The following is a 14,378-nucleotide window of genomic DNA, read 5'->3' as shown; positions in this document are numbered from 1 at the left end:
TCCGGGGCCCCGACATCAGGGGCCCCCTCCCGGTCGAAAAAGGGGTGCGGCGGTCCGGAAATGGCGTAGAAAACCGGACCCGTGCGCCCCTACAGCCCCCCTATCCGGATCGTCGTGGGCCTCCTGTCGGCCCTTCTCGTGGTGGCGGCCCCCGTGGCCTGCCGCAAGCCCGCCCAGCCCTCCGAGGCCTATACCCAGGCGCACAAGCGCTTCGGCAAGCTGTACGGAGAGAAGGGTGATGACGCCTTCCTGGACCCGGCGCTCGCCGAGGTGGAGTCGCTGCTGGCCCAGGTGCCCGCGGACAGCCTCGACGCCCCGGCGGCCCAGGAGCTGCGTAACCGCATCCAGACCGGCAAACAGCAGGCCGCTGCCCATGAGAAGGCCCGGGAAGAGGCCAGGGCCCAGGCGCGTGAGCCCGGCCCGGGCTCCACTGGCTTCGGCTCGGATACCGGTTCGTCGGCGCCCGCTCCCTCCGGCTCCGAGCCCTCGGACGAGGGCTCCAATGACGGCACGGATGACGCGGACGCTGGCACGGGCACGGGCGTGCCCGGGGTCGGCACCCCGGAAGCCCAGCTGGCCAGCTCCGGCTGCTTCCAGAAGGGCGAGCCGCTCGAGGTGAAGGGCCGCGGCCGCAGGGACCGCTGGGAATTGGCGGACCGCCCGGCGTGTCGCCAGCAGTATGCCTCGCTCCAGGATCAGGCGTTGATCATCGAAGAAGGCAAGGTGCTCGCGCAGGTGCCGAAGAGCTCCATCCAGGCCATCCCCGTGGATGGCGGCACGGGCCCCACCCCGGATGCCGGCCGCTAGGCGCGCATCCCACTTCCAGACCTTTCACGCGGAACCGTCTCCATGAACGAACAGACCTTCATGAAGTTGATGAACATCCTCCCCAAGTCCGCCCTGTCCACAGCGGTGGGGATGGCCACCCGCCTGCCCGCACCGGCCCCGCTGCACCGGGCCGCCATCAGGACGTTCGCGAAGATGTACAACGTGGACGTGGCCGAGGCGGAGCACGCCCTGGAGCACTACCCGACGTTCGCCGAGTTCTTCACCCGCGGCCTGAAGACGGGCTCGCGCCCCGTGGATCCGGGCGCGAAGGTGGTGGTGTCCCCGGTGGACGGCGCCGTGTCCCAGGTGGGCTACGCCGAGCACGGCCGCGTCATGCAGGCCAAGGGCATCCACTACACCGTGGGCGAGCTGCTCGGTGACGAGGAGGCCGCGAAGCCCTTCCACGGCGGCGCCTGGACCACCATCTACCTGTCCCCGCGCGACTACCACCGCATCCACTCGCCGCTGGGCGGGAAGATCACCGGCTACGCGTACATCCCCGGTGAGTTCTGGCCCGTCAACCCGGCCTCGGTGAAGAACAAGCAGGCGCTCTTCTGCGTCAACGAGCGGCTCGTGACGTACCTGGACACCGTGGCCGGCAAGTGCGCCGTGGTGAAGGTGGGCGCCACCTGTGTGTCGCGGATCAAGGCCGCGTACGAGGACGTCATCACCCACGTGGGCAAGCCGGGCAAGGTGCACCGCTACGACACGGCCATCCCGGTGGAGAAGGGCGGCGAGCTGGGCCGCTTCGAGATGGGCTCCACCGTCATCCTCGTGTTCGAGCCGGGCCGCGTGAAGTGGGACGACAGCTTCCAGCCCGAGGCGGTGGTCCGCATGGGCCGGCGGATTGGAGAGATTCCGTGAGCCAGAAGGTCAGTGGCGTCAAGGGCATGAACGACATCCTCCCCGGCGACGTGGAGGTGTGGCAGCACGTCGAGCGCACTGCCCGGGATGTGTTCGGCCGCTTCGGCTACGGCGAGGTGCGCACGCCCATGGTGGAGGACACCGCGCTCTTCGTGCGCAGCGTGGGCGAGACGACCGACATCGTCGGCAAGGAGATGTACACCTTCGAGGACAAGGGCGGCCGCAGCCTGTCCCTGCGCCCCGAGGGCACCGCTCCCGCCGCGCGCGCGTACATCGAGCACTCCATCAGCAACCAGGAGCCGATCACCCGCTGGTTCTACATGGGCCCCATGTTCCGCTACGAGCGGATGAAGACGGGCCGCTACCGGCAGTTCCACCAGATCGGCGCCGAGGGCTACGGCTCCAAGGAGCCCGCCCACGACGTGGAGATGATGGACATGGTCGTGCAGCTCCTGCAGAAGCTGGGGCTCACCGACGTGTCGCTCAACATCAACTCGCTGGGCGATGACACGTGCCGGCCCGCCTACCAGAGCCGGCTGGTGGAGCACCTGCGCGCCCACGTCGATGAGCTGTGCGCGGACTGCAAGGTGCGGTTGGAGAAGAACCCGCTCCGGGTGCTCGACTGCAAGAACGAGCGCTGCCAGCAGATCGCCAACGCCGCGCCCAACATCACCGAGTCGCTGTGCGAGCCGTGCCGCGCGCACTTCGACGAGGTGCGGCGCAAGCTGGACGTGCTCGGCATCAAGTACGTGGTCAACCCGCGCATCATGCGCGGCCTGGACTACTACACGCGCACCACCTTCGAGTTCATCGCCGCGCACCCGGCGCTGGGCACCGCCAGCACCGTGGGCGGGGGCGGCCGCTACGACAAGCTGGTGAAGAGCCTCGGCGGGCCGGACGTGCCCGCGGTGGGCTTCGGCCTGGGTCTGGATCGGCTCTGCCTGCTGCTCAAGGAGAGCGGCCAGCAGTTCGCCCCGCCGGTGGATCTCTTCATCGCCGCCGCGGACGAGGGCTCGTCGGACGTGGCCTTCGGGCTGGTGAGCCGCATGCGCCGCGAGGGTCTGCGCGTGGAGTTCGACACGCGCGGCGGCAGCCTCAAGAGCCAGATGAAGCGCGCGGACAAGACGGGCGCCCGCTTCACGCTGGTGCTCGGACAGAACGAGCGCGACAGCGGCCAGGCGCAGCTCAAGCCCATGGCCGGCGGAGACTCCATCCCCGTGCGGCTCGACGACCTGGCCTCCGCCGTACGCGAGGCGATCGCCCGGCCCGCGGCGCCCGCCGCCTCCTGAGGAGCAACTTGTCCAACAGTCGGATCAGTTGGTGAACGCCGGGCCCGGAGGGCGTGCGTGCTGCTCGCTCGCCGGGGCCGATACGTCAGCTCCGGCGGCGTTTGAGGTACAGCCGGGTGAGGGTCTCCTGACTGCCGGGGGCCTGCACCGGGGTCACCGTGACGGAGACCAGCTCCCAACCCTCGGCACCGGCGTTCTGGAGCCAGGTGCTCTCGTCATCACAGGACTCGAGGCCCTTCGCGGAGTTGGAAACAGCCATCTGCAACGGCATCCGTCCGGCCCACTGGCCGTTGACGTAGGTCACCTTGCCCTGTTGGAGCATGGCGATCCGGTACTCGAATGTCATGGGAGTCATGGGGGTTCCTCCGAGATGAAGCCCTTCCTCACCGTTATCGCCGGGCCCACCGCGTCTGGGAAGACCGCGCTCGCCATCGAGCTCGCCCGCCGCGAGGGAGGGGAGATCGTCAGCGCGGACTCGCAGCAGGTGTACCGGTATTTCGACATCGGGACGGCGAAGCCCTCGGCGGAGGAGCTGGCCGCCGTGCCGCACCACCTCATCTCCGTGGTGGAGCCGCTCGAGCCCTTCTCCGCCGCCGAGTATCAGCGCAGGGCCGACGCGGCCATCGAGGACATCACCTCCCGGGGCAAGCCCGTGTTCGTGGTGGGCGGCACGGGCATGTACCTGCGCATCCTGCTGCACGGCCTGGTGGAGGCGCCGGGAGCGGACCCCGAGCTGCGCGCGGAGCTGGAGGCGCTCGCCGCCGCCGAGGGCCGGGAGGCCGTGCACCGCAAGCTCGCCGAGGTGGATCCGGAGACCGCCGCGAAGCTGCCGCCGAAGGATCTGGTGCGCACCATCCGGGCGTTGGAGATCCACAAACAGACGGGCAAGCCGGCCTCCGAGTTCCGCAAGGAGCATGCGTTCGCCGCGGACCGGTATCCCTTCCGGATGCTCGTGCTGTCGCCGCCGCGCGAGGAGCTGTACCGGCGCATCGACGCGCGCAGCGCCGCCATGTTCCAGAGCGGGCTGGTGGAGGAGGTGCGCGGGTTGATTTCCCGGGGCTACGGTGAGGCCGCGCCCATGCGCAGCGTGGGGTACGTGCAGGCGAAGGCGGTGGTGGAGGGGGCGCTCCCGGTGGAGGAGGCCATCCAGCAGGCGGCGCAGGAGACGCGCCGTTACGCCAAGCGGCAGCTCACGTGGTTCCGCAAGGAAGCGGGAGCGAGCTTCGTGGAGCCACCGTATGACGTGTTGTTGAAAGAGGGTGGCTCCCACTCCGGGGAGGGGTAGGGCGCGCGCTAGCGACTGCCCCCTCGGAGCGCGGTGGCTCCAGTGGACGGGCCGAGCCCGAGGTGTCCTCGGGCATGCCTAACTTTGTTCCTGGGCTTCTCCTGCCTGGGGAGCGAAGCGAAATGGATGCGCACGCGGGGTGGGTGGCACCACGGCGGCGTCCCTGGCTGCCGAGGGGTTGGCCAGGATGGCGGCGGACTGGCCTTCTCCTCCTGGAGCACCTCGCGATAGCCGGTGGCTATGTGCTGCTGGGTTGGCTCGGGCTGATGATCATGCCCGATGGCCGGCTGATGACCATCTGGCCAGCGGGGGGCTTCGCCCTCGCGGTGCTCCTCCTGCGTGGTACCTCGCGATGGCCCGCCGTCTTGCTCGGGTCGCTGCTCAACTCCTACTGGTTGGTTCCCTGGCAATGGGTCGTCCCGGAAGGGACCACCGTCTCCGTCGTTCAGCAGTACACCGCCACGCTCCTGACGAGCCTGGCGCGCGTGTTCTCGACCTTGGTAGGGGTCTGGCTCCTCGGCCGGTACGTGGGGCCGATACGCTGGCCCCACACCGTGCGCGGGGTCCTCGCCTTCATCGTCGTCGCGGGCCTCGTTCATCCCGCGATCGCCGCCTTCACCACCCATGTCGCGCTGCTGATGGTGGGGCTCGTCGAGCCCGGGCCCTTGTTGCTCCGGCAGACCTGGATCTGGTTCAACGCCAACTGTGGGGGGGGTCTGGTCGTCACCCCCGTCTTCCTGGCGCTCTCCGAGGGTCCGGTAGGACGTCCACACCGGGCCCGCTGGGAGGTGGCTCTGGTGACAGCGGGCTCGCTGATCACCGGCCTCATCGCCCTCGAGCTCCGGCAGCGGTATGGAGATATAGGCATTCCGCTGGCGTACCCGATGGTCCCCTTCGTTCTCTGGGCGGCCTTGCGGTTCGGCGCACAGGGCGCCGTCCTCACCAATCTGCTCTGGGCCAGCGTGGCGTTCTACTCCATGTATGCCTTGAAGGTTGGAGAGATGGAGCTCGCACGGGGCTTCGCTCATTACCAGGCGCGGTCCGTGGTGCTCACCGCCTTCATTCTCGTCCTGGCAGCCGCGTTCGAGGAGCGTCACCAGCTGCAGCAGGCCCTGGAAAAGGAGCGCGAGAGCCTCGAGGCGCGGGTGGCCGAGCGCACCCGGGAGCTCGCGCGGTTCCTCTCCCTGCTGCACTCCTCGATGGAATCCACCGCCGATGGCTTGCTCGTCGTCGACCGCAAGGGCCACATCACCGCCATGAATCAGCGCTTCGCCGAGCTGTGGCGGCTCCCCGCGTCCGTGCTCGAAAGGGGCGATGATGCGCGGGCGCTGGGCTTCGTGCGCGATCAACTGGTGGAGCCCGAGGCATTTCTCTCCCACGTGGAGTACCTCTACGCGCATCCCGAGCAGGAGAGCGAGGACGAGGTCCAGCTCGTGGATGGCCGCGTCTTCCATCGCTTCTCCCGGCCGCAGCGGTTGGGGGAGGAGATCGTCGGGCGGGTGTGGAGCTTCCGGGACATCACGAGCCGGCGCCAGGCGGAGGCCGAGAGGGATCGCCTGCTCGTGGAGGAGAGCCGGGCGCGGCAGGAGGCGGAGCGGGCCTTCCGGGAGGCACAGAAGGCGCTCGGGGTGCGTGACGAATTCCTGTCGGTCGCGGCCCACGAGATGAAGACGCCGCTGACGTCCATGAAGATGCAGATTCAGCACCTGCAGCGGCTGTTGGCGGGAGCGTCCGGAGGCCAGGTGGAGGCCGCCCGGTTGAGGCCCGTGGTCGCCGCGGCGCTGCGCCAGATGCGGCGCTTCCAGGAGCTCGGAGAGCATCTCCTGGACATGACGCGGCTCACCTCGGGACGGCTTGAGCCCCGGCACGATCCACTCGACTTCCGGGAGGTCGTGGCGGAGCAGCTCGAGCTGCACGCGGAGGCCGCGCTGAAGGCCCGCTCGGAGCTCCGGTTGGAGGGCACGGGCCCGATACCTGGCGAGTGTGATCGCCCGCGTCTGGGACGGATCGTGGGTTGCCTGCTCTCCAATGCGATCAAGTTCGGCGCTGGTGGTCCCCTCACGGTCCGGCTCGAGGCCCGGGAGAGCCACGTGCGCCTGCAGGTGGTTGATCACGGGATCGGCATCGCGCCGGAGGACCATGAGCGGATCTTCGAGCGGCTGGAGCGCGCGGTGGATTCACGGCATTACGGTGGGTTGGGGCTCGGGCTGTGGATTGCCCGCCAGAGCGCGGAGGCCCTCGGGGGCCACATCACCGTCGAGAGCGAGTTGGGCAAGGGCGCCACCTTCACCGTCGAGCTTCCGCGCAGTTGCCAGTCGCATGCACCGCGGAGGAGTGAGCCACCCGCGGAGCAGGAGCATCCCACCGCCTGAGCCGGGTGCTCGAACGCGGAAGCCTCCTCAGAACGCCAGCGCGTGCAGGTACAGCTGGAGCGAGCGCAGGTGGTGACCCCAGTGGCTCTCGAAGAGGAAGCGGAAGTGGAACAACGCATCCTCCTCGCTCGTCATCTCCCAGCGGGCGAGCACCTCGTGCAGGTCCATGGCGATGTCCGTGAGGTCGTCGATGGCGTCGGCGATGCCGTTCTCGGGCTCGCCCTCCAGGTCCGTGACATCGAGGGCGACGTTGTAGAAGCCGTAGCGCGGGAACAGCGGGGAAATGCGCTCTCGGAGGACCCGGTACTCGGCTCTGGGCGGAGCGGGGTAATCGCGATCGTCCGAAGGGGCCTCGGCGAAGTGGTACGCGAGCGCGAGCCGATCGAGCACCAGGCGGAGTGTCTCCTCCCGCTTCTCAGCGGGCCCGGCGCCCTCCATCAGGGACAGGAACTGCTTCACGGCGTCCAGGATCTCGCCACGCGTCATCCGCCATCTCCCCTTGGGGAGCTTAGCGCTCGAGGAGGGACTGGACCACGAACACGCGGGCATCACCCTTGCCGCGCGGGGCGCCGTAGACCGCCAGTCCGTCGGGTGTGGAGATGAGCGCGGTGGCCTGCTGCCGCGTGTTCTGCGGCATGCCGGCCGGGAACTCGATTTCGCTCACCAGGAACTCCGTGTTCGAGCTGACTGACGAGACGCGGAGGGTGGGGCAGGGCGCCTGGGCGCACCGGACACCGCTGTCGGAGAGCCGGTACGTGCCGGGGCCGTGGACCTTGCTCGCATCGTGGATGATGTCATCGAAGATGGAGCCCTCCGGACCACACGCGGAGACACCGAGCAGCAGGAACGCGCAGAGGTATTTTCTCATGGTGGACCGTGGCGGCTGCAAAGCACATTCCCACGCCAGCGCCCCGGGATTTCGCGAGGTTGCGCGCGCACGAGCCCTCAGAATTCCGAGGTAACCGGACGCGCGCCATCACCGTATGGCAGAGCACTCCGCCGAAAGGATTGCCCGATGCACCCGCGTTCGCTGTTCCTCCTGGCCGTGCTCGCCGCCAGCGCCTGTGGTCCCTCGTCGACGGTGGACGAAGGCACGGGCGTCATCCAGGACCTCGACACCTCCGAGGCCGGCATCACCGCTTTCGTGCGAGAGGGCCGGTACAAGGACTGGCTCGCCGAGCCCGGTGTCCGCGAGACGCGAGCGCCGCATGGCAGCAAGGTGCGCGTCTTCTTCAATGACACGGTCGTCCAGTCCCTGCGCGCGGGCAATGCCACGCACCCGGTGGGTAGCATCCTGGTGAAGGAGCTGTACGAGAGCGACGGGAAGACGCTCCGGGGCCATGCCCTGGACGTGAAGATCTCCGAGGGCACCGGCAAGGACACGTGGCTCTTCTACGAGGGCTTCGGGCCGGAGTACGCCAGCAACTACTACGGCCGGGGTCACTCGACCTGCCACGGGTGTCATGCCAGTGGCAGGGACTACGTCACCACCGCGCTGCCCTGAGGAGCACTCAGGAGGCGTAGCGGCCCGACTCGTCGGAGACGACGTCGTCCTGAGCGGAGCGGCCCGGCTGGGCCACCTGCGTGCTGGTGGGGACATGGCCCATGAGCTGGCGCAGCAGGCGCTCGGGATCCACGGGCTTGGGCAGGAAGGCCTCGGCGCCGGCGTCGAGCGCGCGCTGGCGCACGTGGGGCCGGTTCAACCCGCTCATCACCACCACCCGGGTGTCGCGCGTGAGCGGGTGCTGCTTGAGGCCCTCGCACAGCCGGAGCCCGTCCACCCAGTGCAGCACCACGTCCAGGAGGATGGCCGTGGGCGGGCGGCGCGCCACCGCGCAGAACAGGGCCAGCTCATCGGCGAAGGCCACCACCCGGGCTCCCGTGGACTCCAGGAGCTGCGTCATGGCCTCGCGCTGATCCGGATCGTCATCCACGATGTAGTAGAGGTCCGGCTCGAGCGAGGGAATCGTGGTGGGCATGGGCTCCACGGCGGTGCGGACCCAGGAGGCCATGGTCTCGCGGATGCCGGCCCAGCGGGCGGCGTTGAGCAGGGAGAGCGGAGTGGGGGAGGAGAGCCCCAGCACACCACCACCGCCCATGCCGCCCGAGGTGCCGCGGTTGCGAGCCGCGAGGAAGGCCTGGGGAGCGCGGCGTCCGGCGCGGCGCAGCCAGGAGATGGAGCGAGCGCCCGCGGCCGAGTCCTCGAGCATCTCATTGAGGCCCTCGCGCACGTAGCGGCGTTCCAGGGCCGCGCCCTCCAATCCGGCGTCCAGCAGCGCCACGGCGGCGCGGCTGCAGGAGGCCAGCGTCTCGGAGAGCCCGAGTTGCAGCGGGTGGCCGAACGCCACCGCGCCCACCGCGAGCTGCCCGGGGGCGACGATCGTACGGCCGGGGCCATAGGGCAGCCGCGTCGTCTCCAGCGCGGCGAGCTCGAAACCTTCCTCCACGAGCCCATCGCGGGCGGCCATCATCAGCACCTGGCACAGGTCCGCCGGAGTCACCGAGGCCCCGAAGGCGAGCGCGTACACCGAATGCGCGCCGGGCAGCAGGAGCAGCCCATCCACCGAGCCCATGGGCGAGAGCCACAGCCGCGCGAGCGGCGCCACGGACAGCCGGGGCGAGGCGTGCCGCAGCCGCGCCTGCACGGCGGCGATGGTGGGAGCGGGCTTGAAGCCCGGGAAGAAGGCATCGCCCATGGAGGGCCCGGCGCCCGTGGCGAGGGCCACCGCGTGGAAGCGCTCGCCGCTGCCCTGGGCCCTCACGACGAGGGGGCCGCTCTTGCGCACCGCGGCGGGAGCGTCCGGCGCCGAGGGCTGGTTCTCCACCCGCTCGACGCGCCGGGGCACGAAGCGCGCGCCCTGCGCGGTCGCCGCGCCCGCGAGCACTTCCCGCACCAGCGCGAGGCCACCCTGGCCCTGGGGCCACGCGTCCACCACCCACAGGCCGCCGGGCGTGGAGGGCAGCACCTCGCGGTTGCCGTGGGAGATGATCTCCACGCCGCGCAGCTCATGGGCGCGCCACTCGGGAGGCACGCGGCAGCCGAGCGCGGCGAGCCGGGAACGGCACTCGGGCGTGAGCAGGGCGGGCGGGGCGACGGCGCCCGGCTCCCCGCTTTCGTACACCCGCACGTCGAGCGCGCAGCCGCGGGCCCGTCCATTGAAGAGCAACGAGGCGGCCAGTCCCGCACCGGCGATTCCACCCCCCACGATGGCTACCCTCGAACCGCTCGCCAGCTTGCTCCCGTTCATCCGCGCCCTCACTCCACCGTCCATCGGTCCTCTGGGGGTTTCTGGTTGTCAGTGACGCTGAACCTTCGGGGGCGGCATCTCGGCCGCTCCGTACACCACGACCCGATCGCGGCCCTCGCGCTTGGCCTCGTAGAGCGCCGCGTCCGCCGCCCTCAGCAGGGCCTCGGTGCTCTCCTTGGGCTGGGCGGTCGAGTGATCCGCGATCCCCACGCTCACGCTCAGTCCGAAGGGGGCCGGCCGCCCGTCGCTGCGCGTCACCTTCACGGTACGCAGTCCGGCGCGGATCCGCTCGGCGAACACGGCCGCCTCGGCCGCCGTCTGGTGGGGCAGCAGCGCGACGAACTCATCCCCGCCGAAGCGGGCCGCGAAGTCCACCTCGCGCAGGTTGGTGCGCAGGTGGCTGGCCAGCACGAGGATCGCCCGGTTGCCCACGTCGTGGCCCATGCCGTCGTTGATGGCCTTGAGGTGATCCAGATCGATGACCACCACGGACATCGGGTACTCGTAACGGTTGGCGCGCTTGAACTCTTCTTCCAGCCGCATGGACAGCGCCCGGAAGTTGGCCAGGCCCGTGAGGGCGTCCGTCTGGGCCAGCACCTGGAGCCGCTGCTGCTGCTCGCTCTGGCGCAGGGCCCGATCGATGCGGGCCATCAACTCGCGCGCGCTGGCCGGCTTGTGGACGAAGTCCACCGCGCCCATCTCCAGGCACTTCTCCAGCGTGGCCTCGTCGGAGTCGCCGGTGAGGAAGATGACGGGCACGGACTCGGTCGCCTTGTCGTGCTGCAGCGACTCGAGCACCGCCAGGCCGTCCTCGTGATCCAGGAAGCGATCCAGCAGGACCAGATCCGGGTGCCGCTCGCGGGCGAGCACCAGGCCCGACTGGCCGTCGCTGGCGCCCAGCACATCGAACCGGGCGGCGAGCAGCTCCACCAGGCTGTCGCGTGTCCCCGGGTCGTCCTCCACGACCAGGATCAGGGCCCTCTCGCTGGGGCGCTCGTGCCGTTCCATGGTCCGCTCCACTTCCCGCTCCTGCCTGGTAATGGCAGGCCGAAAGTCTCGAGTGCCACGCCCGCTAGAGGGTGAGCCATCCCGCCCGTCCCCGGCCGTCGCCCCTGGCGCACCCACGTCCTCCTCCTCCTTCACCCGAGACCCCCGGCTGCCAAATCCGATCTCTCCACCACTTCGCCGGGCCGCTCGGGCCCGATCATGTGTCAGCCCAGGAGCAAGGGCCGTGCCCCTCTTCACGGCGGCAGAGGGGGGAGTGATTCCAGGGACTTGCAGCACCCGTCTCGGGAGAAGGTGCCCCCGACTAGGCAAGAGTTGCAGCGTTCCCGGTTATCCCACCAGTAGGAATTCCCGGGAGGCGAGGATCAGCGTCGGGGGGTGAACTGAACGCGCCGGCCCCCACCACCGCCCAGAACCTGGGGCGGTGGCGCCTCCAGACCGAACTGCCACCACATGGGCTCATAGGGCTTCATCTTCAGCTTCTTGTCGTTCTGCAGGGCGGACAGGCTGTTCTTGAGCTTCTCATCGGAGGGGTTGGCCTCCACGCCGCGTCCCAGCACCCGGAGGGCCTCGTCCTTCTCCTTGTTCTGCACGAGGCACCACGCGTATGCGGCCCACAGCAGCGGCTCCTTCTTGCCGGCGGTCACCGCGGTCTCGAAGGCCCGCTTCATCGCGCCGAAGTCCTTGCGCTGGTAGTAGAGGGCGCCCTGCATGGCCTTGGCCATGTAGTTGCGGGGGCTGGCCTTGTTGAAGTGCACCTGCGCCCCGTCCAGATCCTTGGACATGTACTTGAGCATGCCCAGCTGCGAGTGGATTTCGGGCCCCACCATGAACTGCCACTTGTCGTAGACGAGCCCGCCCTCCAGCATCTTGATGGCCCGCTCGACGCGCGCCTGGGCTTCCTTCTGGCTGGTGGGCTGCCCCTGGAGCTCCTTCTGGACGGACTCCATGAGGACCTGGAGCTGGTTGCCGATCCGCCGGGCGAGCAGGAGGTAGGTCGCCACGAAGGCGATGGAGCCCGGGATGATGCCGGCCCAGATGGAGCCGACGCCAGAGAGTTTGATACCCAGGGTGATGACGAGACCCACACCCAGGGCGATGAGAAGGTTGTACATGGCGCCCCGTTTATCCATCAGTGTGTAGGACCGCAATCTTCAGATGCGTCCGGGCGGGCATCGCGGTATACGTTCGCTTGTTCCAGCCCCAAGGGGCCCTCTGTCGAAATTGGTAGACGAGGCGGACTCAAAATCCGCTGCGGCTGACCCCGCGTCCCGGTTCGAGTCCGGGGAGGGCCATTCCGGGGAGTTCTCGCCCGATGGGAAGGGGCAACTACTCCCCCCAGGCGTGCAGTGAGACTCCGGAGTCCCAGGCGGGAGGTCCTCTGATGAAGGTGTTGCTGGTGGAGGATGACGCCAGTCTCCGCGAGGGGATGGGGGAGCTGATCGCCGAGCAGGCAGAGGTGCGCGAGGCGGGCAGTGTGGCCCAGGCGTTGGAGGCCCTGAAGGAGGAGCGCTTCTCCCTGGTGGTGACGGACCTGCGCATTGGGGACAAGGGCGATGGCGGGCGGATCATCCTGGAGGCGGCGCGTCAGCGGCTGCAGCCGGTGGCGATCGTCAGCGCGGCCACGGCCGAAGAGGTGGTGAAGGTGCTGCGGCCGCACGAGCCGGACGCGGTGCTGGCCAAGCCCTTCCAGATCGAGGACATCCTGGATCTGGTGGAGCGCTTCGTCACGCTGCGGCAGCAGGTGGAGACGGCGGCGCGGCGCATGCCACCGCACGAGGGGTGGACGGAGGTGTCGGTGGGCGTGCGGGTGGTGGAGGAGCCGGGCGGGTGTCTGTGGGTGCGGATGGAGCCCGGGGCGGGCCATGGCCGGCCGGTGAACCGGGGGCGGGCGGGCCTGATGGTGGTGGAGGGCTCGCTGGAGGTGGAGGGCGAGCGGCGGACGGGGCACCAATATTTCTATCTGGCGGCCGGACCGCGTGAGGTGCGGACCCACGAAGGATGTCTGGCCGTCTCGATGGCGCTTCGCGCGTAGCGGAGCGCTGGCGGTTCGAGCGTGAGCAAGACTCTCTGGCCTGGCACATTCGTGGACGAGGATCGCCTGGGTCGCCCCTCGCGGCGTGCGGCGACGGCGGTGCTCGAGGCACACCTGGCGGTGTTGAAGGGCGATCCCCTCAAGGCGGCGCTGGCCAATGCGCTGAAGGACGCGGAGGGCCTGGGCGGCCAGGAGCGGCGCTTCACGGCGCTGGCGGTGCGCGAGCTCTCGCGGCACCAGCGGCTGTTGGACCTGGCGGCGCGCCTGTTGGGGCACCCTCCCAGCAAGATCGGCCTGCTCGAGGATCAGACGCTGGTGCGCTACGTGCTCTGGCGCCGGCTGTTCTGCGGGGCGAGCTGGGGGCGCATCAGCCCCGAGGTGAAGCTGCCCGGCCCGGTGCGTCCGCGCACCATCAAGGATGATCTGCTGGCCCAGGTGGCGGAGTCGCCGCTGCCGGAGCCGCCGGTGCCGGAGTCGGCCGCGGAGCGGCTGGCCACGCGCTACTCGTTCCCCAACTGGCTGGTGAACCGGCTGGCCGAGCTGCACCCGGAGCCGCTGCTGGAGGCGATGCTGGCGGCGCTGGACGAGGATCCCTCGCTTCACTTCCGGGTGAGGCCCTCGGGGACGCGGGCCGAGGTGGTGGCGCGGTTGGTGGAGGAGGGCGTGGCGGTGGAGCCGGTGGGCGTGGCGCTGGACGCGGTGCGCATCACCGAGGCGAGCCACCGCGTCTTCGAGACGAAGGTGATGAAGGAGGGCCGCCTGCAGGTGCAGGACGTGGGCAGCCAGCTGATCGTCGAGGCGTGCCGGCCGCTGGAGGGCTCACTGTCGGGGCGGGTGGTGGCGGACGTGTGCGCGGGGGCGGGCGGCAAGACGCTCGCGCTGGCGGACGAGGTGGGCAAGGCGGGGCGGGTGGTGGCGGGAGACCGCTCCCGCCGGCGGCTGGCGCAGGCGCGCGAGCGGGCGAGGGAGCTGTCCCTGCGGCACGTGTCCTTCCCGCATCCCCTGCCGCTGGAGCAGGCGGACGTGGTGCTGGTGGACGCGCCGTGCAGTGGGACGGGCTCATTGGCCAGGGAACCGGATCAGAAGTGGAAGATCACCGCGAAGTCGGTGCAGGAGTTCCACGACACCCAGCTGGGGCTTCTGGAGGAGCTGGCGGGCCAGGTGAAGCCGGGGGCGCTGCTGGTGTACGCCACGTGCTCGCTGCTGCCCGAGGAGAACGACGCGGTGGTGCGCGACTTCCTCGCCAAGGTGCCGGGCTTCACGGTGGAGCCCCTGGCCCCTCTCTTCGGCCCCGAGCGGGCGGCCGTGCTCTGTGACGGCCCCTTCCTCCGGGCGCTGCCGTCGAGGGTACCGGGTGGGGGTTTCTTCGCGGCCCGGCTGCGCAAGGCCTGAGGGGCGGGCGGGCCCGAGAGCAGGCAGGATTGACAGTCCTGGCGGCCCCACGCTACGCAG

General features: G+C 69.8%; 14 protein-coding genes and 1 tRNA gene. 9 read left to right on the top strand and 6 right to left on the bottom strand.

Annotated elements, in window-relative coordinates; genetic code table 11:
* Positions 1–81: 81 nt before the first annotated feature.
* Genes BO221_RS15120 through hisS form a run of 3 tightly spaced genes read left to right on the top strand, consistent with a single transcriptional unit; the run spans position 82 to position 2,981 of the window.
* Positions 82–807: a hypothetical protein gene (locus BO221_RS15120; protein ID WP_073561144.1), complete on the top strand. Its 726-nt coding sequence runs from the start codon at positions 82–84 to the stop codon at positions 805–807.
* A gap of 42 nt (positions 808–849) precedes the next feature.
* Positions 850–1,692, top strand: coding sequence for an archaetidylserine decarboxylase (gene asd, locus BO221_RS15115; RefSeq protein ID WP_073561143.1), 843 nt, complete (start codon positions 850–852; stop codon positions 1,690–1,692).
* Positions 1,693–1,718: 26 nt separating this feature from the next.
* On the top strand, positions 1,719–2,981 hold the full coding sequence (hisS, locus tag BO221_RS15110; RefSeq protein WP_233166040.1) for a histidine--tRNA ligase: 1,263 nt from the start codon (positions 1,719–1,721) through the stop codon (positions 2,979–2,981).
* An 85-nt stretch (positions 2,982–3,066) separates the two neighbouring features.
* Here hisS and BO221_RS15105 read toward each other — a convergent pair whose 3' ends face one another.
* Positions 3,067–3,336 (bottom strand): hypothetical protein, encoded by a 270-nt coding sequence (locus BO221_RS15105; RefSeq protein ID WP_073561141.1) that lies wholly within the window; start codon positions 3,334–3,336, stop codon positions 3,067–3,069.
* 15 nt (positions 3,337–3,351) lie between these two features.
* Between BO221_RS15105 and miaA the strand changes: the two genes are divergently transcribed.
* Both miaA and BO221_RS15095 read left to right on the top strand, forming a co-directional pair.
* Positions 3,352–4,266 (top strand): tRNA (adenosine(37)-N6)-dimethylallyltransferase MiaA, encoded by a 915-nt coding sequence (miaA, locus tag BO221_RS15100; RefSeq protein WP_073561140.1) that lies wholly within the window; start codon positions 3,352–3,354, stop codon positions 4,264–4,266.
* 242 nt (positions 4,267–4,508) lie between these two features.
* Entirely contained in the window at positions 4,509–6,638 is a 2,130-nt protein-coding gene (locus BO221_RS15095) for an ATP-binding protein (RefSeq protein WP_158079845.1), read from the top strand.
* A gap of 27 nt (positions 6,639–6,665) precedes the next feature.
* On the opposite strand, the gene BO221_RS15090 is transcribed toward BO221_RS15095, so the two are convergent.
* Both BO221_RS15090 and BO221_RS15085 read right to left on the bottom strand, forming a co-directional pair.
* Positions 6,666–7,124, bottom strand: a complete 459-nt coding sequence (locus BO221_RS15090) for a DUF5063 domain-containing protein (RefSeq protein WP_073561138.1) — start codon at positions 7,122–7,124, stop codon at positions 6,666–6,668.
* Positions 7,125–7,146: 22 nt separating this feature from the next.
* Positions 7,147–7,506, bottom strand: coding sequence for a hypothetical protein (locus BO221_RS15085; RefSeq protein ID WP_073561137.1), 360 nt, complete (start codon positions 7,504–7,506; stop codon positions 7,147–7,149).
* A 147-nt stretch (positions 7,507–7,653) separates the two neighbouring features.
* Between BO221_RS15085 and BO221_RS15080 the strand changes: the two genes are divergently transcribed.
* Positions 7,654–8,142 (top strand): hypothetical protein, encoded by a 489-nt coding sequence (locus tag BO221_RS15080; protein WP_073561136.1) that lies wholly within the window; start codon positions 7,654–7,656, stop codon positions 8,140–8,142.
* A gap of 7 nt (positions 8,143–8,149) precedes the next feature.
* Here BO221_RS15080 and BO221_RS15075 read toward each other — a convergent pair whose 3' ends face one another.
* The 3 genes from BO221_RS15075 to BO221_RS15065 form a co-directional block, all read right to left on the bottom strand.
* Positions 8,150–9,886: a two-component system response regulator gene (locus tag BO221_RS15075; RefSeq protein ID WP_073561135.1), complete on the bottom strand. Its 1,737-nt coding sequence runs from the start codon at positions 9,884–9,886 to the stop codon at positions 8,150–8,152.
* A 48-nt stretch (positions 9,887–9,934) separates the two neighbouring features.
* Complete coding sequence (locus tag BO221_RS15070) at positions 9,935–10,894, bottom strand: diguanylate cyclase (protein ID WP_073561377.1); 960 nt, start codon at positions 10,892–10,894, stop codon at positions 9,935–9,937.
* Between the two features lie 362 nt (positions 10,895–11,256).
* A complete protein-coding gene (locus BO221_RS15065) occupies positions 11,257–12,006 on the bottom strand; it encodes a M48 family metallopeptidase (RefSeq protein WP_073561134.1) in 750 nt (249 codons plus the stop codon).
* Between the two features lie 94 nt (positions 12,007–12,100).
* Between BO221_RS15065 and BO221_RS15060 the strand changes: the two genes are divergently transcribed.
* The 3 genes from BO221_RS15060 to BO221_RS15050 all read left to right on the top strand — a co-directional run bounded on the left by BO221_RS15060 (position 12,101) and on the right by BO221_RS15050 (position 14,318).
* Positions 12,101–12,186, top strand: a tRNA-Leu gene (locus tag BO221_RS15060).
* 89 nt (positions 12,187–12,275) lie between these two features.
* Positions 12,276–12,926 (top strand): response regulator, encoded by a 651-nt coding sequence (locus BO221_RS57330; RefSeq protein WP_073561133.1) that lies wholly within the window; start codon positions 12,276–12,278, stop codon positions 12,924–12,926.
* A gap of 21 nt (positions 12,927–12,947) precedes the next feature.
* Positions 12,948–14,318: an RsmB/NOP family class I SAM-dependent RNA methyltransferase gene (locus tag BO221_RS15050; protein WP_233166016.1), complete on the top strand. Its 1,371-nt coding sequence runs from the start codon at positions 12,948–12,950 to the stop codon at positions 14,316–14,318.
* Positions 14,319–14,378 lie beyond the last annotated feature (60 nt).

The sequence above is a fragment of the Archangium sp. Cb G35 genome, from assembly GCF_001896145.1.
Classification (GTDB): Bacteria; Myxococcota; Myxococcia; order Myxococcales; family Myxococcaceae; genus Archangium; species Archangium violaceum.
This window is presented reverse-complemented; position numbering and strand designations above follow the sequence as displayed.

Coding starts and splice junctions, on each gene's coding strand:
- asd (WP_073561143.1), top strand. CDS start 850: ATGAACGAACAGACCTTCATGAAGTTGATGAACATCCTCCCCAAGTCC.
- hisS (WP_233166040.1), top strand. CDS start 1,719: ATGAACGACATCCTCCCCGGCGACGTGGAGGTGTGGCAGCACGTCGAG.
- BO221_RS15105 (WP_073561141.1), bottom strand. CDS start 3,336: ATGACTCCCATGACATTCGAGTACCGGATCGCCATGCTCCAACAGGGC.
- miaA (WP_073561140.1), top strand. CDS start 3,352: ATGAAGCCCTTCCTCACCGTTATCGCCGGGCCCACCGCGTCTGGGAAG.
- BO221_RS15090 (WP_073561138.1), bottom strand. CDS start 7,124: ATGACGCGTGGCGAGATCCTGGACGCCGTGAAGCAGTTCCTGTCCCTG.
- BO221_RS15085 (WP_073561137.1), bottom strand. CDS start 7,506: ATGAGAAAATACCTCTGCGCGTTCCTGCTGCTCGGTGTCTCCGCGTGT.
- BO221_RS15080 (WP_073561136.1), top strand. CDS start 7,654: ATGCACCCGCGTTCGCTGTTCCTCCTGGCCGTGCTCGCCGCCAGCGCC.
- BO221_RS15075 (WP_073561135.1), bottom strand. CDS start 9,886: ATGAACGGGAGCAAGCTGGCGAGCGGTTCGAGGGTAGCCATCGTGGGG.
- BO221_RS15070 (WP_073561377.1), bottom strand. CDS start 10,894: ATGGAACGGCACGAGCGCCCCAGCGAGAGGGCCCTGATCCTGGTCGTG.
- BO221_RS15065 (WP_073561134.1), bottom strand. CDS start 12,006: ATGTACAACCTTCTCATCGCCCTGGGTGTGGGTCTCGTCATCACCCTG.
- BO221_RS57330 (WP_073561133.1), top strand. CDS start 12,276: ATGAAGGTGTTGCTGGTGGAGGATGACGCCAGTCTCCGCGAGGGGATG.